The sequence below is a fragment of the Rhizobium sp. FG113 genome, from assembly GCF_057809895.1.
Map to the genome: position 1 here is coordinate 46,397 of NZ_JBMDKV010000013.1, position 26,013 is coordinate 72,409.

27 protein-coding genes are annotated in these 26,013 nt (G+C 57.0%); 20 read left to right on the forward strand and 7 right to left on the reverse strand.

All coding sequences use genetic code 11. The features are described from left to right. Positions 1 to 205: 205 nt before the first annotated feature. Positions 206 to 1,123: a recombinase family protein gene (locus tag ACODTZ_RS24460; protein ID WP_047511041.1), complete on the reverse strand. Its 918-nt coding sequence runs from the start codon at positions 1,121 to 1,123 to the stop codon at positions 206 to 208. Between the two features lie 512 nt (positions 1,124 to 1,635). On the opposite strand from ACODTZ_RS24460, the gene ACODTZ_RS24465 reads away from it, so the two are divergent. The 3 genes from ACODTZ_RS24465 (at position 1,636) to ACODTZ_RS24475 (ending at position 4,344) form a co-directional block, all read left to right on the forward strand. Further along, the gene (locus ACODTZ_RS24465; protein WP_489028800.1) at positions 1,636 to 2,805 is read left to right on the forward strand and encodes an RHE_PE00001 family protein; all 1,170 of its coding nucleotides are present in this window, start codon (positions 1,636 to 1,638) and stop codon (positions 2,803 to 2,805) included. Positions 2,806 to 2,894: 89 nt separating this feature from the next. Next, a complete protein-coding gene (locus ACODTZ_RS24470) occupies positions 2,895 to 3,458 on the forward strand; it encodes a DUF4238 domain-containing protein (RefSeq protein ID WP_489028802.1) in 564 nt (187 codons plus the stop codon). 322 nt (positions 3,459 to 3,780) lie between these two features. Continuing rightward, complete coding sequence (locus tag ACODTZ_RS24475) at positions 3,781 to 4,344, forward strand: hypothetical protein (protein WP_489028804.1); 564 nt, start codon at positions 3,781 to 3,783, stop codon at positions 4,342 to 4,344. Between the two features lie 105 nt (positions 4,345 to 4,449). Here ACODTZ_RS24475 and ACODTZ_RS24480 read toward each other — a convergent pair whose 3' ends face one another. From ACODTZ_RS24480 to ACODTZ_RS24495, 4 genes are all read right to left on the reverse strand, one after another. Next, on the reverse strand, positions 4,450 to 5,553 hold the full coding sequence (locus tag ACODTZ_RS24480; RefSeq protein ID WP_489028805.1) for a helix-turn-helix domain-containing protein: 1,104 nt from the start codon (positions 5,551 to 5,553) through the stop codon (positions 4,450 to 4,452). 28 nt (positions 5,554 to 5,581) lie between these two features. After that, positions 5,582 to 6,190 carry a hypothetical protein gene (locus ACODTZ_RS24485; protein ID WP_489028807.1) on the reverse strand — a complete coding sequence of 203 codons (609 nt, stop codon included), beginning with the start codon at positions 6,188 to 6,190 and terminating at the stop codon, positions 5,582 to 5,584. Between the two features lie 256 nt (positions 6,191 to 6,446). Continuing rightward, positions 6,447 to 7,553 carry a hypothetical protein gene (locus ACODTZ_RS24490; protein ID WP_489028809.1) on the reverse strand — a complete coding sequence of 369 codons (1,107 nt, stop codon included), beginning with the start codon at positions 7,551 to 7,553 and terminating at the stop codon, positions 6,447 to 6,449. Next, positions 7,553 to 8,809 (reverse strand): hypothetical protein, encoded by a 1,257-nt coding sequence (locus tag ACODTZ_RS24495; RefSeq protein WP_489028811.1) that lies wholly within the window; start codon positions 8,807 to 8,809, stop codon positions 7,553 to 7,555. Before ACODTZ_RS24495 ends, ACODTZ_RS24490 begins: the two co-directional genes overlap by 1 nt. A gap of 370 nt (positions 8,810 to 9,179) precedes the next feature. Here ACODTZ_RS24495 and ACODTZ_RS24500 point away from each other — a divergent pair, with 370 nt between their 5' ends. The 8 genes from ACODTZ_RS24500 (at position 9,180) to ACODTZ_RS24535 (ending at position 16,789) form a co-directional block, all read left to right on the forward strand. After that, positions 9,180 to 10,592, forward strand: a complete 1,413-nt coding sequence (locus ACODTZ_RS24500) for a DUF4365 domain-containing protein (protein WP_489028813.1) — start codon at positions 9,180 to 9,182, stop codon at positions 10,590 to 10,592. 234 nt (positions 10,593 to 10,826) lie between these two features. Then, the gene (locus ACODTZ_RS24505) at positions 10,827 to 11,249 is read left to right on the forward strand and encodes an acetyl-CoA carboxylase biotin carboxyl carrier protein (RefSeq protein WP_489028815.1); all 423 of its coding nucleotides are present in this window, start codon (positions 10,827 to 10,829) and stop codon (positions 11,247 to 11,249) included. After that, positions 11,246 to 12,640: an acetyl-CoA carboxylase biotin carboxylase subunit gene (locus ACODTZ_RS24510; protein WP_489028817.1), complete on the forward strand. Its 1,395-nt coding sequence runs from the start codon at positions 11,246 to 11,248 to the stop codon at positions 12,638 to 12,640. Before ACODTZ_RS24505 ends, ACODTZ_RS24510 begins: the two co-directional genes overlap by 4 nt. Further along, complete coding sequence (locus tag ACODTZ_RS24515; RefSeq protein WP_489028819.1) at positions 12,637 to 13,047, forward strand: acetyl-CoA carboxylase; 411 nt, start codon at positions 12,637 to 12,639, stop codon at positions 13,045 to 13,047. The genes ACODTZ_RS24510 and ACODTZ_RS24515 overlap by 4 nt, the downstream gene beginning before the upstream one ends. Then, on the forward strand, positions 13,044 to 13,751 hold the full coding sequence (pxpB, locus tag ACODTZ_RS24520; RefSeq protein WP_489028821.1) for a 5-oxoprolinase subunit PxpB: 708 nt from the start codon (positions 13,044 to 13,046) through the stop codon (positions 13,749 to 13,751). Before ACODTZ_RS24515 ends, pxpB begins: the two co-directional genes overlap by 4 nt. Then, on the forward strand, positions 13,748 to 14,737 hold the full coding sequence (locus tag ACODTZ_RS24525; RefSeq protein ID WP_489028823.1) for a 5-oxoprolinase subunit C family protein: 990 nt from the start codon (positions 13,748 to 13,750) through the stop codon (positions 14,735 to 14,737). The genes pxpB and ACODTZ_RS24525 overlap by 4 nt, the downstream gene beginning before the upstream one ends. Positions 14,738 to 14,761: 24 nt before the next feature. Continuing rightward, positions 14,762 to 15,529 (forward strand): LamB/YcsF family protein, encoded by a 768-nt coding sequence (locus ACODTZ_RS24530; RefSeq protein WP_489028825.1) that lies wholly within the window; start codon positions 14,762 to 14,764, stop codon positions 15,527 to 15,529. A 54-nt stretch (positions 15,530 to 15,583) separates the two neighbouring features. Then, the gene (locus tag ACODTZ_RS24535; RefSeq protein WP_489028827.1) at positions 15,584 to 16,789 is read left to right on the forward strand and encodes a pyridoxal phosphate-dependent aminotransferase; all 1,206 of its coding nucleotides are present in this window, start codon (positions 15,584 to 15,586) and stop codon (positions 16,787 to 16,789) included. Between the two features lie 33 nt (positions 16,790 to 16,822). On the opposite strand, the gene nac is transcribed toward ACODTZ_RS24535, so the two are convergent. After that, positions 16,823 to 17,728, reverse strand: coding sequence for a nitrogen assimilation transcriptional regulator NAC (gene nac, locus ACODTZ_RS24540; protein ID WP_047515210.1), 906 nt, complete (start codon positions 17,726 to 17,728; stop codon positions 16,823 to 16,825). Between the two features lie 234 nt (positions 17,729 to 17,962). Here nac and ACODTZ_RS24545 point away from each other — a divergent pair, with 234 nt between their 5' ends. From ACODTZ_RS24545 to ACODTZ_RS24565, 5 genes are read left to right on the forward strand one after another with little or no spacing between them, the layout of a single operon-like run. Beyond that, a complete protein-coding gene (locus ACODTZ_RS24545) occupies positions 17,963 to 18,742 on the forward strand; it encodes an SDR family oxidoreductase (protein WP_047515213.1) in 780 nt (259 codons plus the stop codon). After that, positions 18,739 to 19,446, forward strand: coding sequence for an amino acid ABC transporter permease (locus ACODTZ_RS24550; protein ID WP_047515216.1), 708 nt, complete (start codon positions 18,739 to 18,741; stop codon positions 19,444 to 19,446). Before ACODTZ_RS24545 ends, ACODTZ_RS24550 begins: the two co-directional genes overlap by 4 nt. Then, the gene (locus tag ACODTZ_RS24555) at positions 19,443 to 20,201 is read left to right on the forward strand and encodes an amino acid ABC transporter permease (RefSeq protein WP_047515219.1); all 759 of its coding nucleotides are present in this window, start codon (positions 19,443 to 19,445) and stop codon (positions 20,199 to 20,201) included. Before ACODTZ_RS24550 ends, ACODTZ_RS24555 begins: the two co-directional genes overlap by 4 nt. Beyond that, on the forward strand, positions 20,198 to 20,965 hold the full coding sequence (locus ACODTZ_RS24560) for an amino acid ABC transporter ATP-binding protein (protein WP_047515222.1): 768 nt from the start codon (positions 20,198 to 20,200) through the stop codon (positions 20,963 to 20,965). Before ACODTZ_RS24555 ends, ACODTZ_RS24560 begins: the two co-directional genes overlap by 4 nt. A 32-nt stretch (positions 20,966 to 20,997) precedes the next feature. Continuing rightward, entirely contained in the window at positions 20,998 to 21,831 is an 834-nt protein-coding gene (locus tag ACODTZ_RS24565; protein WP_489028831.1) for an ABC transporter substrate-binding protein, read from the forward strand. A gap of 116 nt (positions 21,832 to 21,947) precedes the next feature. On the opposite strand, the gene ACODTZ_RS24570 is transcribed toward ACODTZ_RS24565, so the two are convergent. Next, positions 21,948 to 22,880 (reverse strand): LysR family transcriptional regulator, encoded by a 933-nt coding sequence (locus tag ACODTZ_RS24570; RefSeq protein WP_489028833.1) that lies wholly within the window; start codon positions 22,878 to 22,880, stop codon positions 21,948 to 21,950. A 120-nt stretch (positions 22,881 to 23,000) separates the two neighbouring features. Between ACODTZ_RS24570 and ACODTZ_RS24575 the strand changes: the two genes are divergently transcribed. The 4 genes from ACODTZ_RS24575 to ACODTZ_RS24590 are packed head-to-tail and all read left to right on the forward strand — an operon-like array spanning position 23,001 to position 25,993. Then, positions 23,001 to 23,837, forward strand: coding sequence for a transporter substrate-binding domain-containing protein (locus ACODTZ_RS24575; protein WP_489028835.1), 837 nt, complete (start codon positions 23,001 to 23,003; stop codon positions 23,835 to 23,837). A 19-nt stretch (positions 23,838 to 23,856) separates the two neighbouring features. After that, entirely contained in the window at positions 23,857 to 24,555 is a 699-nt protein-coding gene (locus tag ACODTZ_RS24580) for an amino acid ABC transporter permease (protein ID WP_047515231.1), read from the forward strand. Continuing rightward, on the forward strand, positions 24,555 to 25,265 hold the full coding sequence (locus ACODTZ_RS24585; protein ID WP_489028836.1) for an amino acid ABC transporter permease: 711 nt from the start codon (positions 24,555 to 24,557) through the stop codon (positions 25,263 to 25,265). Before ACODTZ_RS24580 ends, ACODTZ_RS24585 begins: the two co-directional genes overlap by 1 nt. Further along, positions 25,262 to 25,993 carry an amino acid ABC transporter ATP-binding protein gene (locus tag ACODTZ_RS24590; RefSeq protein ID WP_489028837.1) on the forward strand — a complete coding sequence of 244 codons (732 nt, stop codon included), beginning with the start codon at positions 25,262 to 25,264 and terminating at the stop codon, positions 25,991 to 25,993. The genes ACODTZ_RS24585 and ACODTZ_RS24590 overlap by 4 nt, the downstream gene beginning before the upstream one ends. Positions 25,994 to 26,013 lie beyond the last annotated feature (20 nt).

Consider the following 26,013-nt stretch of genomic DNA (forward strand, 5'->3'; position numbering starts at 1 on the left):
GTTATACCGCTTTTCCCATTTGAGGGAATGCCAGTCACAGCCTCACCGCAACATCGATCAGTCATCGCGACCGGCAACCGTTTGGACTAAGTTTCGTATCACCGTCGCTAGTATCAGTCGTCTGGTTGCTCGTTGGATAGCTGGGACTACTGAACTGAACTTGGGTTCAGCCGATCGTCTCACGGATGAGAGCATCTCGATTCTCTCATTGGCGCAGAAGTCCGAACCGGAACGCCTGATCCAGCAGCGCCTTGACCGACGAAGGCTGCCATTTTCGTCCACCGCGCACTGGGCGCTCACCCATCCGGTCGAGCTGGCCGGCTATGTCGCGCAATGACAGGGTGGGATCTGCGATTGCGATGGCTGCGACGAGCTTCATATGGTGATCCTCTGACGGCCGACGTGGCGATCGCTCTAGAAGAGCAGGATCCGCGAGCTTTTCTCGAACCATCCGGTGGACGGCGCGGCGAAGGCGTTCGACGGTCCAGTCGTGGCCCTTCCGATTGAGGACGCGCACAACGTTGTCCCAGCTGTGCTTTGGCCGCAGCTGCTTGACGGTTGGAAGCCATGTCTGCGCTGAGGTGATCAGCTCATCAAGATAGACTTGGTTGCGGGCTGCGGCTGCGGCCCTGATTGCTTCAGGGCGGCGCTCGCGTAGTCCAGGGTTACCGGCGACACGGCCCCGCGTCTTGGCCGCCCTCATGCCTGATTTTGTCCTCTCGGCGATCAAGGCGCGCTCCAGCTGGGCAACGGCCCCGAGAACCTGTAGCGAGAACATGCCCTGCGGAGTCGACGTATCGATCGGATCGCGGAGGGAGCGGAAATGTACGCCACGTTGTTCGAGATCCTCGATCACATCGAGCAGGTGACTGACAGATCGCGCCAGGCGGTCCAACCGCACGACGACAAGGACGTCGCCGCCTGACAGCTCGCCCAGCATACGCGTGAGCACCGGACGGGCTCGCGACGCACCGGATCCGTGTTCTTGGTAAATGCGATCACAGCCGGCTGCACGGAGCTCCGCGACTTGAGCATCGTTAAACTGCTCGTCCGTTGAGACGCGCGCATAACCGATTAGCCGGCGGGCTGGGGGAGGGGCGGCCGCCCCGATGTTTCTGGCCATGAATTTGTTGCTCGAATCTCGGACCTTCGTTCAGATAATGAATGTGGTGATAAAGGTTCCTTTGCAAGCGTGTTTTACATAGTAAATGGGAGATCGTACAGCGCGATCTTCGATACGATACGCATCTGTACCCATCCACGGGGCCAAACGCGCGTCAGCGGCGCTCTGTGGCGAAAACACTGGAAAACTGGGCTTGATGTCAGGTGGTGTCATTGGGGAGTCCCCTCGCCAGGTCGCATTGGGCGTCCACAGCGAGCTGGTGCGACCTGCCGGTACGCGGCGCGTCCATCCGGTCGCGGCGGAACGGTTCACCGAATTCGGCGGAAAATCGCTCGAAGGCCAGGATTTGCGGGCAATCCGCTGAGCAAGAGCGACCGACAAGGCGGATTCGCGTGGTTTTTATATCCACAATCGATAACCGATCATTATCGATAATTGAAAACCCACCTGAAAGTCATACACAGTGGCGAATAGTAAATATCACATAGCATTCGTTTAACGAATGATTTACCATGAATTCAATGCGTTACGATCTCGCGGCTCTACCTCTCCAAAGCATGCTGAATCTCGTCACTGAGGCGACAGCAGCGTTGTGCCGGCTCGACGAGCGCATCGCCCGCTCAGCCGTCGGCGTGGGCCTCCTCGAACGGCAGAATTTTGCTGACGCCTGCGCCTCGCTGTGGCTCGACGGCGAACTCGTGCATCTCGAGGACCTCGTCCTGCACGATGCCGGCGCCGACGTCCGCGCCCCGACCCACGAACTGACCATCGCCCGCGACGTCCTGCGCAGCCGCCGGCGCATCGCCAGCCAGTCGCTAACTTGGGCCCTCAGCCCCGACGGCTTGCGCGCGCTTCGCCGGGCGCAGGCTGGGCCTGGGCCCGGACCATCATTGGGAGACGACGGCGGGAGTGAGGCTGACGAGATTGAGGGCGAGCCACCGGGGGGAGGGGAGGGGGAGCGCGAGCAACGAGGTGGCGCGAACGCGTCCGATCCCGACATGAGTGTCTTCGCTGAGATCGACGCTGTGCTTGCCCGCTCTAACGCCGCGATCGAGCAAGCGAGACGCCCCAGCCGTGCTGGCGTCAGCGGTCGAGCGGCCGACACCAAGGCGCTGATCTACGATCTCGACTGGGATGAGGATGCGCGGCTCGATGAATGGCGCGACGTCGTGCGGCATGCGCAAGAGCTGCCGTCGGTGCTGGCGGCGATTGTCGCTCTCGACGCCTGGAACAAGCTATCCGTGTCGCAGCACGCGCCGTGGCTTGGCCGGCTGTTGGCCGCGGCGCTGCTGCGCCAGGGCGGGATATCAACCGGCGACCACCTGGTGGCGGTCAATGTTGGCCTGAAAACCATCCCGGTCGATCGGCGCCGGCATCGCGATCGTGACACAAGGCTGCTGGCGATCGCCCACGGATTGCTGGCGGCGGCCGAGAACGGCCTGAAGGAGCACGACCGGCTGGCGCTGGCCCGCACCATGATGGAGCGGAAGGTGTCAGGGAGACGAACGTCTTCGAAACTGCCGGAGCTGGTCGAGCTGGTGATGGCAAAGCCACTGGTCTCGGCTGGCATGGTGGCCGAGACGCTCGGCGTCACGCAGCAGGCCGCACGGCGGATCGTGGTGGAGCTCGGCCTGCGCGAGATGACGGGCAGGGGGAGGTTTCGGGCGTGGGGGATAGTATGAGCGAGCGGACGAAAAGACAGCATGTGGTCCCGAGATTCTATCTGAGGCGTTTTACACAGCCCGACGGAGAATTATGAACGCATGACTGCGTGACGGGGATTGCACGCAAATCGACTCCCGAGAAGACTGCCTTCGAGACTAACATCTACACGCCGGTCGGAGAGGATGGCATCCGAACCGAGATCATTGAGGACACGCTTGCGACTATCGAGTCGCAGGCTGCGAGTATTTATCCTGATCTGTTAGCGTTTAAGCCGTTGGAACCTGTCGCAAAGCTCGATTTCGCGGCGTTCCTAGCCACGATGTTTGCGCGAAATCCCGCGCAACTTCGGCAGTTCGCGCAAACTATGGGTCAAATTGCTTTGTGGGGCGGCCGACATAGTATGGATCGCGATTTTCGAGAGAGGGAGGAAAGGGGCGAACTGTCGGACGCGGATAGAGCCATCCATAAGATTCTGCACGGCAACGATGCGTTCACAATGCATGTTGATCGTCGGGTCGGGCTTCTTGCCTTCCAGCAGGCCCAACCCTTGATGGAACTCATGGCGCGTATGAATTGGAGCTATGAGATTAGCGAAGATCAACAATTGGCCACAAGCGACAACCCTGTGTTTTGGGTCAAAGGCGGCGGACCTGTCGATCTTTTGGGTTGAGTAATCCGCTCGCTGTCGTTCCGTTTCCACTGAGCCCAGGTGTGATACTTCGGCTTGACTGGCGCCGTGAAGGAGCCTGGAAGAAGTCTAGACTCGAACGGAAGCGCGCAAGGCTCGCAAATCAGTATCAGGCAAAATACAAGGAACGGCTGCTATTCTTCCGTGATAACGATCGGGGGCTTTGCACAAGGCCACCGTGAATCAGATTGACCTGGGCGTTGCTTCCCCGATGGTTGACGTTGTACGAAAACTGTCGGCTTCATAGACCCAGAGGCGGCGAGCTGATGTAATTGGCTTGCGTCTGAAATAGAGGCGGGGTGCGATGAGAATTGCGGTTCTGGGTTGGGGTTCGCTGGTTTGGGACCCCCGACAACTTAAAATCACGGAGGCATTCAAGGTCGGTGGGCCGCCTCTTGCCATTGAATTCAGCAGGGTCTCGGGGAACGGTCGCTTGACGCTCGTGGTGGATGAGCAACATGGGACGGTATGTCCGACATATTACGCTATCAGCGCGTTTGCGGATCTAGGAGATGCACGCGAGAATCTCAGAGTTCGCGAGGGAATGGCTCACGTCAACGGGGTGGGATACGTCGACATCAAAACTGGAACGGTGAGCGCCCGTGCCAAGGAGCGCCATCCCAAGGCTGTCGATGACGTGGACGATTGGGGACGCCGAAATGAATTTGATGCGGTGATCTGGACGGCGCTCGCACCCAACTACGCTGACTTGACGAAACGTGCTTACTCCACGGATGAAGCGCTTGCATATATTGGTGGTTTGTCGCCCGAAAAGTTTGCTTTGGCAGCTGAATATGTGAGGGAAGCGCCGCCTCAAATCCAGACTCCCTTTAGGGACGCTTTCTCGACACGGTGGCCTGAACATTAGGCCACCAATAGAAATTTAAAAGTGGAGACGGTACCGCGAAAGTGGTGGTGTATGATCTATTTCCCTTGTTGCTCAACCGAGCATTTCCATAAAGGGGAACTGGAGTTAACGGCCAAAGAGATTGATGACCTTAGTGCTCCGATCATCATGCGGCTCAGGTAGTTTGAGACCCGAAACACTATTGAACATTTCCGCCTCTAATCCCGACTCTGCAGCAAGGCGTCGAACCGCCCCTGGGAACGCCTTCTCGAGAGCTGCCATCGCGGATTGGAGGAGCTCAGGCTCCTCTGCAGCAATTTCGTCGTCGTATCGTTCCATCTTTTTCTGTCCAGTTTTGCTGAGATGGATGTAGCCGGTCCGATACTGGTCGGCAGATATGATCCCGAGGTCAAAGGCGCGCCGAATAATCGCGGCCGCGGATACCTTCCAACGAAGCTTCAAGTCAAAAATTGCATGCCAGTTAAGCAGCCGTCCCCTTGGGAACTCATGAATAAAAGACGACCGCGGCAGAAGGAATGCACTTGCAAACCGATTGGCTTGGCTCTCTGTTGCCTTATCTCCGGTTTCAATGCCTCTGTGCATGATTAGATGGCCGCATTCGTGTGCAAGATCGAATCTCAGTCGAACTGCAGCTGGCTTGGCTTCACTTCTGATAATCATTGGCCGAGGGCGATCTATTGAAAGTGCGTCAACGCGCTCCGATACACCACTGAAAAAGCTGACGACGGCGCCTGCATTCTCAACAACACGCATCATGCTGGAAATCGGACCAGATCCCAGCTTCCAGACTTGGCGAGTCTCCTCAGCTGCCTTTTCGATGTCTGTCGCAGTCGTGACATGGATGTCGGGAAAAGACACCTTAGGAAGATCTAACTCGTGATCGAGGGCTTCGATGAAGCTATCAAGCAGCGTGCCACGCGCAAGGACTTGGCTGACAACCGACATCGGCGTGGTCCGTTGTTTGCGGAAATGGCACTGCTCCGGCCGCACTCCGCCTCTCGTGATCATCCCAAAAAAACTTGGCGTCACGCCGACTGCTGCAGCCAGTGCACCCACCATTTGCTCCGTCGGCGACTTTGTGCCTTGCTCCAGCTGATTGAGATATTGTCGCGTCGCACTAATCCGCTCACCCAACTCGTCAAGAGTCAGGCCTTGAGCTACGCGCGCGAGCCGCAACCGCTCACCTTCAAAGATTTCTTGTTCAGGCATGATTTAGCTCTTGGATGAAAGCATCGCCTCAAGCATCCTCGCTGCCGTCCTTCTCGACACGGTCTGAGCGCAGACCGACGGGCGGCGCCTCCAGTTCAACGCTCTCGGACGCTTCACGACCAACCGTGCCGGTAAATCCAAGGCTACTATCGAACGGCACGCTCCAGTTGAGAACAGCCGTTTCCCCGTGCAAACCAACAAAATTTACTGCGATTACGGTTCCATCGACATCCGTCTCCACCGCAAAACGATACGCAAGATCGTGCCCCTCGTGGCGATCCGGAAAAAGCAGGCCCAGTTGTTGAAGCTCGCCGTAGCTCTGGCGTAGGGTGCGGCCGGTTGGTTCCTCGGCCAAGCCCTTATAAATGCGAACAGGGACTTCACCGATCTTGAAAATCAGTTGTAGGCTGCGATCGATTGCGGTGAGCCACGGACTTTCACCGCCATCAATCGCTCTTAAAATGCGAGCTCGTCCGAATTGAAAAGCACGACACCCATGTGTCCAACCGTTGTCGCCGGCTTCCTCATCAAACCTGTCTAGAGCTGCGTGGCGACCGTCAACAATCATCGCTGCCACGGCGCAAAGCCGATCCTCGGTTAGGTCGGGATGATAGTCCCACGGATAAATCTTCGCCACGTACCGCTCCATTCTTGACCAGATGCGATAATGGGCTTTTTTTTGATTCTGTCAACCGGATTGAATTTTGTAAACTGGTAGCTTTTTTCGGGCTGACTGCGACATAGCTTGGAAAATGGGCGCAGGTCATCATTAGCCCGAGCTTTGAGTTTTGCAAAATAAAGAGCCTGTCGACGAGCCGCTTGGTCGCTCGCGTGCTGCAACTGGTATCTTGAGGGTTGCCTGCATACTGAACGCTTGGACGTGGTAGGTTAGGTCAGATTGGAAGCAGTCCTTGAGACGCTGTGCTATCTGCTGCCTTGCGCTTACCAAGCGTGTCGCCTGTGCCCAAAATTTCAGAGCGCCTGACGCCGCCATAATCGCTCAACAGACCGAGAATTACCTTTGCCTCGACGGCAAGCTCAGAGGGTTTTGCTAGTGTCTTGGCGAATGCCGCTTCCTCAAGCACCTGAGCAGCTTTAAAAAGCTCCTGACCAGAATTTGCCTTCGAGAAGAACTCAACTAGCCCTTCGACCGGTAGCTCTGCTGCAGCTTTTTCGAATCCGCTTCTAATCTTTGCGGCGGCTGCGCCGCTCTGGTCCAGGAAGTCAGTTGCGACGCTTTCAGCGAAGTCAAGATATCGCTTTGCTGCAGCGTCGTCACTCTGACCGAAGATCATCCCGGAACGAAAATGATTTTTTCTCGTATCATGATCGGCGAGAACGAGCTCCCTCCCGAGAAAGTCTGCGGCAATTGAGACTAAGGCGCAGGTAAAATAGCATGCTCGAGTTATTGGTCCGGCGGATAGGCGTTCGCGATCACGAGCCTCCTTCAACAATTTCACGGCATCGTCGAGCCAATGATTTAGGGCTGCGAAGTCGATTCCTCTTGAGACCTCTAGTCTAGCAGACTCAACAAATGCCGAGACGTTCGATCTGTCGATCATAGTGCTACGCCATTCGCTATCTACTACTTCAAATGCAAGTCGTTCGCCCTCGCTCGAATACTTCTTGACGATAGCGTCAAATACGCCACTCGAAAGAACTTTGATCTGGAGCCGGTTCGCAAATTTGTAGGCCGAGTCACGGGCACCCTGGGATGCAATGACGGCGTCATCTGCGCCAACAGCTGCCTGCAATCCTTTGAGCCAGACCGCTCGCTCAAAGGCCTTCCCGCGCTTCTTGTTCTTTATATCTACGATCGTAATATGTCGGGAAAGCGGGCTCGATCTGGTGTAGACCCACAAGTCTATGTCTGTGACAGTCTCAGAGCCCTCTTTAACTGGAACCCCGCGCAGAACAAACGAACCAAGGCCTTTGAAGTACTCGCGCATAGCCTCTTCGGCGGCCCCGCCCTTGTCCATAACGTCGTTAGCCTTCCCCATCAGCGCTTCCTCAGAATGTTCAGTGACCTCGCGGCCGCAGCCTTTGCTTCGGGAATATCTTTGCGCCGTTCCTCTGTACGCGCTGTTTCGGGCCCCGCAAAGTCCGTCTGTCGATTTCCTATTACGAGCTCGGCCGCGATCTTGGCCGCGTCACCCCGGAGAACGAGCTCCCGTGCCATTTTGCCAACTTCCGGCTTCAGCAGTGTCAATCTATGGCCGTTAGCAGATGAGGAAACCTGTACGACACCTTTGCGCTCTAAGGCCGTATAGTCGCGTTTAATAGCAGTTGCCCAACCTTCCACATATCCTCGGTTGATGAAGCGATCCATCAGTACATCGGGAGCTTTAATCTGTCCACGCGAAGCCGGACTCGCGAGTATGCCGAATGTGAGGCTGCTCGAGAGAGCCTTCGCGTCATCAAGCATATCTGCCAAACCAGACGGAACGAATTTGGTCAAAGCTTCTGGTTTCGTGACGAATTCGGTGCTGCCGTACTCATTTGCTACGATACTCACCTCAAAATATCCGATCTGGTGAAGCTTGCTCCATAAAATATCACCTACAATTTTCTTAACTGTCGCGGCAGGCAGACAGCCGCTTTTTCCAAGTCGGTCGTCGGCTTCCAAAAGATTCTGCGTTTCTACGCCCGATAGGCTGTCGAGGATTTTCTTGGCCTTGTCGGCATGTTCCCGCTTGAATAGTGAGCCGTTGAAATATAGCCGGTCCTCACCCTTGCCCTCATAGTCCACGAAGCCGATGTGCTCCGATTGAACAAACAGATCCTGCAACTCTGTCCTAGATAGCTTGTAAGTATCAGAGATCTCCTCGGATACGTCGGCCCGGCGGACTGGGCTTGCACTGCCCCGTTCGGCCAGATCGATAGCTGCGTACTCGATACCCTGAGGTTCATGAGCATCAAAAATGCCTGCTGCGTGATCTAGTAAGCGGGCCTGCGTGACACCCAACACCGATATTCCGCTGCTATCGGTCTGAACCAGGCCCTCAGATACGAGCACATCTAGCAGTCCAGGCAGTTCGTGCTTGCGAATTCCGAGTTGCCGACCCAACTCAACGACTCGCTCGTTCCCGACAGTCCATCCCTCTTCCTTAGAAATAGCAGAGAGTAGGCGTGCTGACCGGCCGGCGGTCGCGATGTTTTCGAATTCGACCGTCTTGCTATTCAATAGCTTCTGATCGTGATGCAGAAGCCAACCACCGACAACGCCCTTTGGAAGTTTCCGCTTCTGCTCATCCATAGTCTGCCCCGCTCCCAATTTTTCCAGCCCCAGCCAAAAGTGCGATCTTAGAAATGCTAAATCGTGAATATACCCAAACGCGATATACTTTCTACGTGGAATAAATCTGCGCGTGTGGAGTAAATAAAGGAATGTCCGCAACGAATCTTTGGGTATAGCGTGCGATTGGGACCTACTCGACCGTCGAAAGTAAGTCGATAAGGACACGTTGCCCTAAATCCGGATCATTGAGCAGTCTGCGACAGCATTGCAACAGCAGTAAAACCGGGGCAAACGTAATGGGGGCCCCCTAGCAAGGACAACGGCAACCGCAGGGCTATGTCGTGGCAGGTGCACAAGCGATTATGTCAGAAGATGACGAGGGTGAAGAGTGCGTCAGAGACCACCGAATTCGAAGACTGAGCGCGAGGGACTTCTTGCCGTAGAGCGTGCCTGCCATGATCTCGATCTAATCTGGCGTGATCAGTTCCAAGAGGATGTCGGGATAGACGGCACCATCGAAATCGCTTTGGGCGCCTTCCCAACCGGTAAACTCGTCGCAGCTCAGGTAAAGTCCGGAGCGAGCTACATCCGGTCCGAAACCGATGAGAGCTTCCGCTTCTATCCGCGGCAAGACGATATGACTTACTGGGGCGGGCTGTCCATTCCGCTGTTTCTTCTCGTCTACCACCCCGCGAATAAGACGGTTTATTGGGCTGATATTCAGAAGACGATTGCTGCGAATAGCGATGAAGATGTCAACTTCATCGAGTTCTCGAAGTCGGCGAACCTCAACTCAGCATTCGTGGACTATCTAAAGGCACGGTTCGACCTCACGGTTTATGACGACGAAGCGTTCGTCGTCGCTAGATCCGAACTAGAAAAATTGCAGGTCACCATAGCTGGCGGCACGCCGGCCGTGAAGCTTTCTGCGCTCGACCTTTTCCTTGAGGGTCTTTGGGGCCTCTGCACGAAGGTACAGTTTCATTCCAGCTTGGTCACCGACCTCTTGAGAGATGCCTCCACGCGCAGCGCTCACGAGATTGACATCAGGTATACACTGTCCAAAACCACGCTATATCCGTTCTTCTCTTCGTACTTCGCCTTGCTTGGAAAGCATCATCTGGCCAGCCTAGACTTTGCGGATATAAATAATTCCCTCTACGGTAAGATGGAGTTTCCGACCTTCGTAGCACCACTCACGACGAATGGACGAAGGTTCGTAGAATTTCTGCGTGATGCAGGTTTGAAGAACGTCAACGACAGACAGTACTTTTCACTGATCTCTGTCCCTCTCGTTCAAATCGAGATTTTCGACACCTTTACAGAAACCGACGACGCGTGGGTCTTCGGTCGCTACACCGACGTTCTGGCTATATCGTTCAACCCTCATTTGGATTACTATCGGATGACGCATTTGAAGAAAAGCTCCGCCGACAGCGTCGGGGCCGTTGTTCGCTCGCAATCCATCTTCTTTTTCGAGCTCGTCGATTACATCGGCTCAAAGTTCGAGGGTGTGGAGAAAGACAGAATCGTGCTGCGTCACCTAGACCTGCCGCTCAATCCTTTGGGATGCTGGCTGGAGAACTGGTACGGCGACCCACGCCCCTATACTGCGGAAACCCTTTCGGGTCGGACCAACGCCAAGCAGATAGCCTTCCACGAGGAAGTCATGTCTATCATGGCCCCGATAGGGGTGATGTCGGTGGTCGAGCCCGCAGCGATTGAATTCCCAATCCCGCATCTGATTAACGGGGAGCACATTACCGCTGAGCTCGCCCAAGCCAGTAGGCCAATCGCGTAGAGCATGTCAGACTGGGTCAGCGACTTCGTACATCGTTTTGTCGATCACTCGAACAATGACCGAACGACGGGGTCGGCGGTTCGCTTCCATTCAAGAACCTGGATCAGCCTGAAAACCACGGGTCATCAAAACTTCGTCTGACCCCATCATTGGATGCATCGTGCTAGCTATTGGATGAGCGGTTTCGGCTTTGCGCCGTGATCGATAGTTGCATTCCAGTACACCGAGATGCTCATGGATCTTGAGAAAATAAAGAGGTTGGTCGATTTTGTGGGGCAGTCAAACGTGACTGAATTGTCAGTTACGGAAAAAGGCACCACTGTTCGCATATTTCGCACGCAAGACCAAAGTACCGCCGCCACGATCGTTCCCCAGCAGACAGGGACGGCATCGCCAGTCCCTTCAGTTGGAGCCGCTCCGGCACGGGGCGTATCCGCGCCTCTGTTTGGCGTCCTCCATCGTAGACCTTCCCCGGAAGAGCCACCGTTTGTGGAAGTCGGTGATCAGGTGGTCGAAGGGCAGACCTTGTTCATCATCGAGGCTATGAAGGTGTTCAATCGCATAACGGCGCCGGTCGCGGGACGTATTGTCCACCTGGCCGGCGTCGATGGAGTGGAAGTGGAAACGGGCGATGTGCTCGTGGAGATTGCCGAATGAGCGATCAACTTGGTGCCGAGGGCGCAGGCGCTGCAAAGCATTTTGACACGGTTCTCATCGCCAACCGCGGGGAAATCGCCGTCAGGATTCAAAAAGCCTGTGATGCACTCGGGCTCAAAACGGCAATTGTCTGTTCGGAAGCCGACAGATCGGCCAAGTATGGCGACGCGGCCACCCATTTTCTATGTGTTGGCCCGTCGCCGGCCGCCAAAAGCTATCTCAATCAAGATGCAATCCTGCTTGCCGCGCGCCTCACCGGTGCCGGCGCGATCCATCCCGGATACGGGTTCTTGTCGGAGAAGTCCTCCTTTGCAGATGCGGTCGATCGAGCTGGGCTTGTTTTCATAGGGCCGCCGGCCTCGGCAATCGCCACGATGGGTGACAAAATCGCTGCCAAACGGGCCATGATTTTGGCCGGAGTGCCCTGTGTGCCCGGTCCGGACACAGCGCTTCCCAATGACCCGGAAGCCATCGAGGCGACGGCACGAGAGATTGGATTCCCGGTGATCATAAAGGCCGCCGGCGGTGGCGGTGGACGTGGCATGCGCGTCGTGGCCGACCCCCAACAGCTCCAGGAGGCAGTTGTGGTAACGCGCGAAGAAGCGCGGCAGGCATTCGGTTCGGCAGAACTTTACATGGAAAAGTTTCTGCAGCATCCGCGTCACATCGAGATCCAGGTCATCTGCGACAGCCATGGCAATGCCATATGGCTTGGCCACAGAGACTGCTCAATGCAGCGGCGGCATCAAAAGGTTGTTGAAGAAGCGCCAGCTCCGGGGATCGCGGCAGACGTTATCGCTCCGGTAGGGCAAGCCTGCGTCGAAGCCTGCCGCCAGATAGGCTATCGTGGCGTTGGAACCTTTGAATTCTTATACGAAGACAATCGATTCTATTTCATCGAGATGAACACCCGCTTGCAGGTCGAACATCCGGTGACCGAGATGACGAGCGGTCTCGACATCGTCATGGAACAAATCACCATTGCGCAGGGCCAGCCGCTAACGCTTCGTCAGGACGAAGTGCAAAGCGTTGGCCATTCGATCGAGTGCCGCATCAATGCCGAGGACCCGAACAGCTTCCTACCATCGGCTGGCATTGTCGAGACAGTGCGCTTTCCAGAAGGTCCCAGCGTGCGCGTCGATACCCACATTCATGCGGGTTATCGCGTCTCTCCATATTACGATTCGCTCATTGCGAAACTGATCGTCCATGGCGATAGCCGTCCCGCCGCGATCTCCAGAATGCGCGATGCCTTGGCGGCCACTCAAATCGATGGGATTTCGACAAACATACCTTTCCTGCGTGCACTTCTCGATGACGAGGGCTTCGGCCGCGGTGAAACCGATATCCACTACCTCGAGCATTGGTTGAGACACAGGAGTTCGGCATGAGCGCGATCAGCCTTACCGATCCGACAACGATTGCCACGCTCTGCGAAGCGCTGATCCGTGCTGGTGTCGACGGCATAGAGATTACTACCCCCGAGGGTCACGTCAGGATCACCGTCCAAGCCGGCAAAGGCGTCGAGGTTGCACATAATAAAAAACGCCTCGCGCAACACGCCGATACATTCATCATCAAGGCGCCGATCGCTGGTCGGTTTCGTCCGTTGGCGATCATCGCGAATGAGAACGAGAAGGTGATCGAACAGGGCGACATCATCGGCTCGATGGCAGTGGGGCCAATCCTTGTCCCAGTGACCGCGCCTCACGGCGGTATGGTGCGGCGCACGCTTGCCGAGCCCGACGTCTTGCTCGGCTTCGCGACGCCCTTGTTCGAGCTTGAGAAGACGTCATGACGACACAGACAAACGTTCACCCACGGAATGACGAGGGACTGCATATCCTTCGTGATGGTACTCGACTTTCTTTCATCGGCGGCAAATCGTTCTTGCTGGAAGCCCCTGGCGAGTTCGATCTACCGGCACAAAGACTGATCTGGGCACTGGCAGGTGCGGTCGCGAATTGGAATGACGTCGCAGAGGTCATTCCTGGCATGACGAATATTCTGGCGATCCTCAAGGAAACACCAGAACAGCCCGATCTTGTTGTCGAGCGCTTGGCTAACGCCTGGAACGAGGCGCGCAGCGTCGATCTGAAAGGCAAGACGGTTGAGATTCCCGTCGTCTATGGCGGCGAATACGCAACCGATCTTGCTGCCATCTGTGATCACTCGGGGTTGAGTGATCGCGAAGTCGTGAGGCTGCATTTCGAGGGAAGCTACAGGGTGTTCGCGCTCGGTAGCGCACCCGGCTTCGGTTATCTTCACGGCCTCAATCCGCGCATTTACATGCCACGCAAGAAGGTGCCGTCGCTGCGTATGGAGAAGGGTTCTGTCACTATTGGCGGCATGCAAACTGGTGTTGCCATGCTGACTGGCCCGAATGGCTGGAACTCGATCGGCCACGCCGAACAGCGGATGTTCGATCCAATGGCTGACAACCCGTCCCTCTTGGCGCCGGGCGACGTCGTGCGCTTTGTTCCGGAAAGGATCGAGTTGTGATCGAAATCGTTCAAACAGGTCCGCTGAACACCGTCCAAGATCTTGGCCGACCGGGATACCGGGCAGTCGGTGTCTCGGCTAGCGGTGCCATGGACCCGCTTGCCGTACGGGTCGGAAACCTTCTTCTTGGCAACGCCGAATCTGCTGCTGCAATAGAAGTGCAGACGTTTCCGTTCACGCTCTGCTTCTCGGGCGTCGTCGACTTTGCCATCACTGGTGCTGACGGCGCCTCGCTCTTGAACGGCCGAGAGTTGATGCCATGGTGCGTTTATCGCGCTGTGGTGGGTGATGTGCTCGAAATTCGCCAGCCGCGCCGAATGGCACGCTCATATGTCGCCGTTGCTGGCGGCGTGGATGTCCCTATCGTCATGGGATCACGAAGCACCACCCTGCGTGGCGGGTTTGGCGGCCATGACGGACGCCCGCTTGCGAACGGTGATAGGCTTGGGGTGACGATCGAAGCTGTCCCGCCGCCGTATCATCCGATCGCCGTCGTCGAGCCTGTGGTGGCGCTTGCGGATTTCTTTCCGGCTGTTGTCGATGATGTTCTCACGGTTCGCGCGATAGCCGCCGGTGAGCACGGGCTGTTTTCGGTGGATGCCGATCGCTTTTGGAGCCAGTCCTGGCGGATTTCCTCGCAAAGCGATCGCACCGGCTATCGTCTGTCAGGTGATCCGATCAAGCCCGACGCACCGGTGGAGATGCGTTCGCATGGTGTGGTTCCCGGCGTGGTCCAAGTGCCGCCCGGTGGCGAGCCGATCATACAGATGAGTGATGCAAACACCGCTGGTGGATATCCGAAAATCGCCGGCGTGATCGAGCCCGACCTGTGGCGTCTCGGCCAGGCCCGCATCGGGACCAAGATCCGGTTCGTGCGCTCGACGCACGCGGAAGCCAGAGCAACCGAAAGGGCGGTGAACGACTACATCGCGGACGTGAACCGGACGGCGACAATGGTAAAGCGGGCGCTTGGCGTCATCGGCTGATTGGGTTTCCTTAGGGAGAAGACGGTGAAGATCGATTTGAATTCGGACATGGGGGAGGGCTTCGGCCCCTACCGGCTTTGCGATGACGAAGCGATGATGCGCGTCGTTTCATCCGCAAATATTGCCTGCGGCTTCCACGGCGGCGATCCGCAGACCATGGGCAGGATGGTCAGTCTGGCGAAGGAGAACGGTGTCGGCATCGGAGCTCATCCCGGTCTGCCTGACAGGGCGGGTTTCGGCCGCCGCGAGATTGCCTTTCAGCCCGACGAGCTTCGCCTGCAAATGCTTTATCAGCTCGGCGCCCTTCAAGCGATTGCCAATGCACAAGGAATGCGTGTCGGCCATTTCTCATTCCATGCCGAAATGGGCAACATGGTCAATCGCGACCCTGTTCTCGCCGCCATGATGATGGACGCTATCGCCAAGGCCGATAACAGCCTGGTGGTGTTTGTCACATCCGGTAGCGAGATCGAGCGCGCTGCAAAGCGCGCGAACCTCAAGACGCTCTCGCTTTTCCTTGCTGACCGCGCCTATGACGCAGCGGGCAAGCTCGTCGTTCGAGGGCTTCCAGGTGCTCTGGTCAAGGATGAGGCGTCGGTTCGCTCCCGCGTTCGTCGATTCTTGCGGGACGGCACCGTCGAGGCGATCGACGGCACGGTCATCGAGATGCCGGCTCGCTCCATCCTCGTTCATAGCGATACGCCCGGCTCAATCGAGCTTGCGCGGCTCATCCGAAATGAAATCGATCACGCCGGCGCCGAGATTGCTCCGGTTACAGAATTGGCGTCGTGATCCGCGCCGTCTGACCATCTTTTCCATGCTTTACCGAGAACGAAAGACCTGACCATGCCCTCCACAGCCGATCGCCTGAAGAACGTTTCGATATCAGCATCCGCAGCAATGACGCAGCGAGCTCGCGAGCTCGCGGCCAACGGCGTCAAAGTCGTCAGCCTGTCTTCCGGCGAGCCGGATTTTCCAACGCCTGTCCACGCCATCGAGGCCGCTCACGCCGCAGCGCTTGCCGGCGATACGAAATATCCTCCCATGGATGGGACGCTCGCCTTGAAGACGGCAATTTCGCGTAAGTTCAAACGTGATAACAACCTCGACTATGATGCCAGCCAGATCATCGTATCGGGTGGCGGCAAGCAGGTCATCTTCAACGCGATGCTGGCGACCTGCAATCCCGGCGATGAAGTCGTCATTCCGACACCGTCATGGGTAAGCTATGCGGACATCGTCAAGTTCGCCGGCGGCGTGCCTGTGGCTGTTCCTTGCGTCGAAGATGCTGGGTTCAAGCTGCGCGCCGAGGATTTGGAAGCCGCGATTACGCCGCGGACCAAGTGGCTGCTTTTGAACTTTCCCAACAACCCGACCGGTGCGGCTTGCTCACGCGCCGAGATGGCCGCGATTGCCGAGGTGATGCTGCGTCATCCTGACGTCTGGATCCTCACTGATGATATCTATGAACACCTCGTCTACGATGATTTCGAGTTCTGCACGATCGCCGAAGTGGAGCCACGGCTTCACGACAGAGTGCTCACGATGAACGGCGTTTCGAAAGCTTACGCCATGACTGGCTGGCGGCTCGGCTTTTGCGCAAGCGGATCCAAGGAACTGATCCGTGCCATAAGCAACGTCAACGGCCAAAATAGCGGCGGTATCTCCACTGTCGTGCAGGCGGCCGCGATTGCAGCCCTGAATGGCCCCCAGGATCTCTTGAAAGAGCGCGCAGCCATCTACCGCGAACGCCGTGACTTCGTCGTCGACACTCTTTCCAAGATCGACGGTCTTCGTTGCCACAAGCCCGAAGGCGCCTTTTACGTCTACCCCAACATGGCTTCGTTGATTGGAAAAACGACCCGGGGCGGACGCAAGATCGAAGGCGATGTCGACTTTGTCATGGCGCTGGTCGATGAGCAGCATGTCGCGACCGTCCAGGGCGCCGCTTATGGAATGAGCCCATATTTTCGCATTTCCTACGCGACAAGCATGGAGATGCTTCGGGAAGGGTGCTCCAGGATTGCACAGTTCTGCAACGACATGCGGTGAAGTTGCACATTAAAAGCCCGCGCCGTCGGGCTTCTACATCTTCAGGCTCTCTGTCAGTTCGACAAGGATATCGCGAACAGCAAGTGCCGGTTCCGACAAGGCGTTCTGATCCGATGTGCAAAGCGACAGTGTTTCCTCGATCCTCGGGGAGACAAGCCTGCATACTAGAGGTTCAGTCGATTCACTGACAATCCGGTCCGCGATGGCCTTCGGCATGATCGTGGCACCCAGCCCGCTTGAGACCGCACGCGCCAGCGTGCGAACAACCTCCACCTCGGCAACCACTTTGAGATTGATCTTGCTGCGCGTAAAGGCTGTCTCGACGGCGCGGCGCACAAAATTGTACGAAGGTGGCAAAAGCAAAGGCACGCCGTCCAAGGCGCCCACGGGGAGCGGTTTAGTATCGGCCTCGATAGAGAAATCGTGTGGCGCTACGATATAAAACTCTTCGCTGAGGATAGGCTCGAAACGGACACCCTTGATCGGGCCAATGCCGTGGATGAGCGCCATCTCCAGTCGCCCGTTCATGATAAGCTGACTGTAGGTCTGGCCCACACTTTCGGTCAGGTGCAGGAGAATGCCGGGATGGCGTTTGCGCGTCTCGGCGAGCAGCTCGACGGAGAGCATTGCCGCGCTGCTAAAAGGAACCAAGCCAACCGAAACCCGGCCGGCAAGCGAATTTCCCGCAGCAGATGCGTCTGCTTGTGCAAGCTCCATCTGCCGCAGGATGATCTGTGCGTGACGATAAACGGCATGGCCGGCATCAGTCATGCTGACGCCTTGCTGGCTCCTGATGAGCAGCTTTTGCCCGAAATGCTCTTCAAGAGCGGCTAGCTGCTGGCTGAGTGCAGGCTGGGCAAGATGAAGGATATCGGCGGCTCGCGTGATACTGCCGCTATCGACGATAGTGATAAAGGACTTGAGGCGTTTGATATCCATGTGAGTCGCGTTTTTCCGATGCTTTTGAGCATCGATCTTACTGAGGGCGTTGGCATTTGCAACGCGGACCACCTGCCACCCATGTGAAGAAAGCGCACCGACTGTCAGCCGATGCTCGTCCCCCCGAGGCGCTGTCGCGGTCCATAAGACTTGCTTATTAGGTCAGAAATAATCGGTCTTAGGCAAGGTCTGAAAGCTCCGCTAAGCTCCATTCCAATCAAAAAGGGAACGCAAATGCCTTTCTCAGATTACAAGACAGCACTGGTCACGGGCGCGTCCTCAGGGATCGGCGCGGCGGTGGTAGAGCGCTTGCGCCGGGAAAATGTCGAGGTGCACGCCATCGCGCGCAGTGAACCTGCACTGAACGAGCTTGCAGCTCGTACTGGATGCATCGCGCATGTGATCGACGTGACCGATCGCCAGGCGATTGCCGAACTTGCTGGCAGGGTCGACTTCGACATTCTCGTCAATAACGCCGGGGTCGATCGCCCGAAAAAGTTCCTTGAGGCCGATGAGAGCGACATCGACCTGCTCGTCGACGTCAACCTGCGTGCTGTCCTTCATATCTGCCGTCTCGTCGTGCCGGGCATGGTTGCGCGGGATCGCGGTCACGTCGTGAACATTTCGTCGATCGCAGGCAATTACAATTTCGGCGGCAACTCGACCTACCATGCCGTCAAGGCTGGCGTTGCCATGCTGTCGAACCAGCTGCGTATTGACGCATTTGGCAAGCGCGTTCGGGTGACGGAGGTATGCCCTGGGCGCGTCGCCACCGATATATTCAATCACGTGCACGGCAATGACCCCAGCGTTCGCGAACGATTCATCGATGGCTTCGAACTGCCCCAGGCAAGTGACATTGCCGACGCGATTGCCTTTGCGATCGCCGCACCCGTTGCCGTCAACATTGGTCATATGGAGATCACGCCGACCCTTCAGGTAATGGGCGGCCTGCAGACCGCAAAGCCACAAGCTCTTAGCGAAAACAAGGATCAGGTGGGGGCGCGGCCGTGAGCGGATTCGATCTCTCGGCTATCCTTTCCAACCCTGATTATCGCTCCATGCTTTTGCATGGCATCGAGATGACCTTTGTCATCTACATTGGCTCCTGGGTCCTAGCGATGGCGCTTGCGATCCTGCTCCTTGGCTTTCGTATTTCGCCACTCCGGTTCGCCGACCCGATTGTTAAAGCCTATGTCTCGTACCATCGCAACGTGCCAACGCTCGTTCAGCTGATGCTCTGGTATTTTGGCATCTATACACTCATGCCGGATGCGGTGACCGGATGGCTCGCTGAGCACAACGCAGAAGCGATTTTCGCGGTTATCGGGCTTGGTCTGTGTCAGGCTGCCTATTTCAGCGAGGACCTGCGCTCCGGCCTAAGGGCGGTGAGCCCCGGGCAAATGGAGGCGGCGAAGGCGCTTGGGCACAGTTACGTCTCTGCTATGCGCTTCGTGATCATGCCGCAAGGTGTCCGCAACGCTTTGCCGCCGCTCATTAACCACTCTGTTTCCCTTTTCAAGAACAGCAGTCTTGCAATCGTCGTCGGCGCCTCTGAGCTGACACACGCGATCAAGGAAATTGACAATGTCAGTTTCCGGACGTTCGAAATCTACCTGGTCGGCACGCTGATCTATCTGTTCTTTTCTCTCATTATCATGGGCGCTGGTGCCGCCATCTCGATGCGCGCCGACCCGGTCCTGAGGGCACGTCGATGATCCAGGATATCGTCAACATCATCCACGACTACTGGCTGCTGCTGCTGATTGGCCAATACCCGAACGGTCCGTTGGGCGGGCTGGCGAACACGTTGGTTTTGTCCGCCCTTGCGATCGCACTTGCCTTTCCGCTCAGCATCTTACTGGCGCTTGCCCGCCTTTCGAAATTCCGGGCGCTGAGATGGCCGGTAACCGCTCTTGTCTATGTCACCCGCGGCGTGCCGCTGCTGATGCTTATTCTTTGGTGCTACTTCGTCGTCCCATTGTGGACCGGAGCTGACGTCCCGAGTTTCTGGATCATGCTCGTTACGCTCGTGATCTACGAAGGCGCTTTTCTGAGTGAAGTCGTGCGGGCGGGGATCGTCTCGCTTGGGCAGGGGCAGATGGATGCCGCGCGTGCCCTTGGCCATAGTTATCTCGGTGCGATGCGGTATGTCATCCTGCCGCAGGCGCTCTACAACATGATTCCGAGCATGATCTCGACATTTGTCTCGACGATCAAGGACACGACGCTCGGATATGTCATCAACGTTCCCGACCTGACCTTTGCCGCGAGTCAGGTCAACAATCAGCTGCTGACACAGCCCTTCCAGGTCTTCCTTGTCCTTGCCCTCGTCTACTACGTGCTTTGCTGGACGCTGACTTTCGTCGCAAACAGCGTCGAAAAACGGATCGCACGCCGGCGCGCCGGGCCGGTCAACGCCCGCCTTCCAGCTGAAAACCTGGCCCTCAAAACACTTACGGAGCAACTATGACCGCGTCTCAGTCAAATCCGCAGGATGGGCAGGCCATTCGCCTTGCCGGCGTCAGCAAGAGCTACGGCGATTATCAGGTCCTCAAGAACATCGATGCCGAAGTCAAGCGCGGCGAAGTGGTTGTCATCTGCGGACCCTCTGGTTCGGGAAAGTCGACCTTGATCAGAACGGTCAATCGGCTGGAGGAAATCAGCAGCGGTGCAATCGAGTTCGAGGGGCAGAATATCCACGCAAAGATGCGTGCCTCAGAGCTCAACAGGTTGCGCAGCCAGATTGGCTTTGTGTTCCAGAGCTTCAATCTGTTTCCACACCTATCCGTGCTTGAAAACGTCACGATGTCGCCAATCAAGATAAAGGGCGTACCGGCAAAGCTCGCACGGGAGAAGGCGACGAAACTTCTTGATCGTGTCGGCTTGGCCGACAAGGCAAATGCCTTTCCGGCTCAGCTTTCGGGCGGACAACAGCAACGCGTCGCGATTGCGCGTGCGCTTGCCATGGAGCCGCCTGTAATGCTCTTCGACGAGCCGACGAGCGCGCTCGATCCGGAAATGGTCGGTGAAGTGCTGGCGGTCATGAAGAGCTTGGCAGCCGATGGCATGACCATGCTGTGCGTCACGCACGAAATGAACTTTGCACGCGATGTCGCGGATAGGATCTGGTTCATCGATGCCGGCCAAATTCTCGAGTCTGCGACGCCAGATGAATTCTTCAAGAACCCCCGTCATCCACGCGCCCAGCGTTTCCTATCCGACCTGCGGCATTGACGCACAAGACTTCATAACAACGGAGAACAGCAATGAACTGGAAATGCATTACAGTCAGCCTGATACTGGCCGGCGCCGCGGCACTTCCCGCAAAGGCCGATCAGCTTGAAACGATCCTTGCCAACAAGACGCTGCGTTGCGCGACCTATGCCGACGTTCCCCCTTTTTCCTCACCTGACATGAAGACGCGCGAGATGGTCGGCTTCGACGTGGATCTGTGTAAGGCCGTTGCGCGCGAGCTTGGCGTCAACGCGGAGATCAAGCCGATCTCGGTTGAAGCCCGCGTCTCGGAGGTAAAGCTTGGCCGGGTCGATATCACAGTCGCCAACCTCGCCTACACGCAAAGTCGCGCGGAGCAGATTCAGTACAGCGACCCCTACTATGTTGCCAAGGAAATGCTGATGGTTCCCGCGGACGACCAGGGCAAGACAAAGGCGGACTATCAGGGGCAGCGCCTGGCTTCGAGCAAGGGGTCGACGTCCGAACTTTCGATCAAGCTCAACAAGTCCGACCCTTTGACGTTTCAGGACACCGGTTCTGCTTATCTCGCGCTGCAGCAGGGCAAGGCGCGTGGCATGGTCGCCAACACGATGACCATTACCAAGCTCGTCAACGAATCCCAGGTGCGCGGCAAGAAGATGCGCATGATCGAGGATCCGATGCTCTACCAGCCGATCGGCATCGGCATGCAGAAGGACCAGCCTGCGCTGACCGCGAAGGTCAACGCGATCCTGCACAAGCTCGACGATGATGGCGAGATCAACAAGATCTGGGATACGTGGCTTGGGCCGAACACCGAGTATAAGATGACGCGTACCGATAAAGTCGTTCCGCTCTCAGAACTGAAGTTCGATCCAATCCCCTGATCTGCTGGCCGACACGTCAAGATCCTCCTACTTGACAGCGCGAGGCGGCTGGTTTGTCTGGCCGCCTCTTTGCTTTTGCCGTTTTGGCGATTGGCTCGTATCTGGCAAACTTGCGACTACGCCGCTTCGTGGCCGGCCCACGACCAATTCCCCTCTTCACCAAGCTTGAGGACTACCTCAAGAAGGATGTTCCTGACCTCAACGACTGCCTTCGTTGGTGGGTGATCCACCGGACTGTCTAGGACCAGGCGCCGAGTGTATCCCTTTCCGGCAAGGGGGAGCACCGAAAGCGTGCCTCTTTGACTGTCTTCGAAGACCGCCCCGCGTCCCAACACGGTAAAGCCGAAGCCGGCGGCGATTGCGGCCTTCGTGCTGGCAAGCCCTTCGATTTCTCGCACGATGTTGATTGGTTTCGCGAGAATAAGGGCCTCGCGCTCGAGCAGGATACGGATGCCATGCCGGCGCGTCGGAAGAATGAGGGGAAGGTCGAGCGCCTGGCTGATCGAAATGGTTGCGCCGTCACCGGCGAAATGTCCGGCCGGGCCGACCGCGTACAGTGTTTCGTCAAAGAGAGGCGATGCGGTCGGACGTGCAACCTCGCCGAGGTTGACGGCCAGATCATGCGCCTTGGTTTCAATCGCCGCGCGAAGGGTTTGGCTGTCGCCCTCGCTGATCGTCAGTCGGATTTTTGGGAAGCGTTCCTCGCAGATCTTCAAGATCGGTAAGGCAATCAACGGCGCAATCGACGCGAGCACGCCAAGGGATACTTCGCCAGTCGGATTCTTGGCCTGCTCTTTCGTGGCCGCCTCGGCCTGGTCGAGCGCCTTGAGAATAGCCTGAGTATGGGTCAAAAGCGTCGTGCCCGCCTCTGTTACGACAACACCTCGCGGCGTGCGGGTCAGCAGCTGGACGGAAAGCTGCTCTTCAAGCGAGCGCATGTGGAGGCTGAGCGCCGGTTGAGCCACGCCAAGTTCATGCGCGGCGCGCGTAAATGAGCCGAATTCAGCGATCTTGGAGAAATAACGCAACTTTAGGAGATCGAGTGCCACGTTCTTCGTGATGCCCCCATAACGGATATTTATAGCAGTCATCTTCAATATATATTTGTGAGAATAGCGCAAGCCGCTTAAACGGATAGACAGCGAGGGGACGCTCAGTAGGAGGAAATCATGAGCTTCAAGACCACACTTGCCGCTTCCGTCTTTGGATTGATGGCTTTGACCCAGGCCGTTTCGGCGGGTCAGCTCGATGACGTCAAGACGGCGGGGAAGATCACCTGCGGAGTTTTGACCAATTCACCGCCGCTCGGCTTCCAAGATCCGAAGACACGCGAACCCGCTGGCTACGAAATTGACATCTGCCAGAAGTTTGCGCAGTCGATCGGCGTTAAGGCCGAACTCGTGCCGGTTTCGCCACAGACCCGCATGGCGGAGCTTATGCAAGGCCGCGTCGACGTGCTCGCCTCGTTGCTGAGCTACAGCAAGGAGCGTGCCGAGCAGGTCGATTTCAGTGGCGCATACATTGCAGAGGATTTCAATTTCGTGGTCCTCGACCAATCCAACATCAAGTCGGTGGACGACCTTTCTGGTCAGCGTATCGGGCTCGTGAAGGGTTCGGTTCTGATCCCGCTGACAGAAAAGCGCCTGCCGGACGCGCGCGTTTTGTCGTTCGAGACGAGTGCGGCATCGTTCCTGGCACTTCAGCAAGGCAAGGTGAAGGCGACGGTCTATCGCTACTCCGAAGGCAAGGCGGTCGAGCGTAATGCCGGTGATGGCATCAAGGCTCTTCGCTTCCTCGACGAGCCGTTGCTGTCGATGCCTTCGGGCTTTGCCTTCCGCAAAGGCTCGCCGGAGATGGTAAAGGCCGCTAACGACTTCCTGGCTGGACTTGAGACATCCGGTGAAGGCCAGGCGCTCTACGACAAGTGGCTTGGTAAGGATTCCGATCTGAAGTCGACCCGCAAGTTCGAATTCGGCAAACCCCAGGAAACCTGGTTTACGAACTGATCGACTAAGGCCTAAACGCATGGGTTACCAACTCGACTTCGGCAAGGTCCTGCAGGGCCAATATCTGGACATGATCCTGCAGGGCCTGGAGACGACGATGATACTTTTCGTCGTCTCCTGGGCGCTTGGACTGGTTCTCGCGATCATCGTGACCGTCATCCGGGCGACAGAATTCAAACCGACCAATTTCATCGTCGCTGCCTTTGTCGAATACCATCGCAATGTGCCGATCCTGATCCAGCTCTTCGTCTGGTACTTCGGCTTTGCCGTGATCCTGCCTGATAGCATCAACGATTTCCTGAACGATATCGGGGCGGAAATGGGCTACGCGATCGTCGCGCTTGCGCTCAACAAAGCCGCCTACATGTCGGAAGATTTCCGCAGCGGACTGCGCTCGATCCATCCCGCGCAAATGGAAGCGGCAAGGTCGATCGGGCTCAACTATCTCGGCGCCATGCGTTGGGTGATCCTGCCGCAGGCTTGGAGGCTCGCGCTGCCGGCACTTCTCGGTCAAACGCTGATACTGTTCAAGGCTACCAGCCTCGGTGCGGCGATCGGCGTCGCGGAGCTCTCTTATCAGGCGCGATATGTCGAGGAGCAGTCGTTCCGGATCTTCGAGTCCTATGGGATCACCACGGCGATCTACATGCTCATTTCCTTCGCGATCATGTGGGTTTCTTCCCTGCTCGAAAAGCGCTTCCAGTTGCGGGTCAAGTGATGTTGGACATTCTCCAGGAATATGGATTGATGCTGCTGGTCGGCGAGTATCCGCATGGTAAGCTCGGCGGGCTCGCGCTCACTCTGATCATCTCGTTCGTCAGCCTTTTTGCTACCTTCCCCTGCAGCGTTCTCATCGCGCTTGCACGCACGGGAAACGTTGTCTGGCTCCAGAAGCTCGCTGCAGGCTTCGTGCATTGCGTGCGCGCCATTCCGCTACTGATGTTGATCTTCTGGGCATACTTCGCGCTGCCGATGCTGACAGGCTTTCCGATCGATGCGACCGTCACGCTCGTAGTCGCCATCGTCATCTACCAGACGGCCTATCTTGGAGAGATCATAGCCGCCGGGATCAAGGGGTTGCCGAAAGGGCAGGTTGAAGCGGCCAAGGCGCTTGGTCTTGGCTACGTGCCGACGACGTTCAGGGTTGTATTGCCGCAAGCGCTTTTCAACGTCATTCCCGGTATCATCAATCAGCTGACGACGATCATTAAGGAAAGTTCGCTTGGATCGATCATTGCTGTTTCGGAACTCTCGTACGTGATGCTGCAGGTCAATTCTAACGAGGTGACCAAGCCTCTTCAGATTTTTGGCATCCTTGCGGCGACCTACTTCATTCTTTGTTTCTGCCTTTCCCAGGCCACGAACTGGCTCGAGCGCCGGATCGCCATGAAACGGACAGGGCGGGTTGTCGTGGAGGCTCTGGCATGATCGAGTTCAGCAAGGTCTCGAAATGGTTCGGCGCCCTTCAGGTGCTCACCTCGATCTCCGCTACTGTGCCTAAAGGCAGTACCGTCGTGCTCTGCGGACCGTCAGGATCGGGAAAATCGACGTTGGCGCGTACCGTCAACCGCCTGGAACCGATTCAGGAAGGCAAGATAACGATCGATGGCGCCGACATTCATGCACCCGGCGTCAATGTCAACACGCTTAGAACCGGCATCGGTTTCGTGTTTCAGCAGTTCAATCTCTTCCCACACCTGACGGTCCTCGAGAATGTGATGCTGCCGCTGCAGCGCATCCGCGGCCAGTCGCGGAAGCAGGCAGAGCCGATCGCGATGGACATGCTGACGCGCGTTGGGCTTGCCGAGCGGGCAAAGTCGCTGCCGGCGGACATATCGGGTGGGCAGTCTCAGCGTGTTGCAATCGCGCGCTCGCTTGTCTTGACACCCGGTGTACTCATTCTCGACGAACCAACAAGTGCGCTTGACCCCGAGATGGTGGGTGAGGTTCTCAAGCTCCTCAGGAAGCTTTCCGAGGAGGGAATGACGATGATGTGCGTTACCCATGAAATGGGCTTCGCTCGGGAAGTGTCTGATCAGATATGGTTTCTCAAGAAGGGTGAGCTGAAGTTCAGCGGAGCGCCGGCTGCCTTCTTCTCCGATGACGCGCCTGAGGAGGTCCGCTCCTTCCTGTCGGCCGTCAAGCGTACCCGCTAACAACCAATTCCGGACAAGCC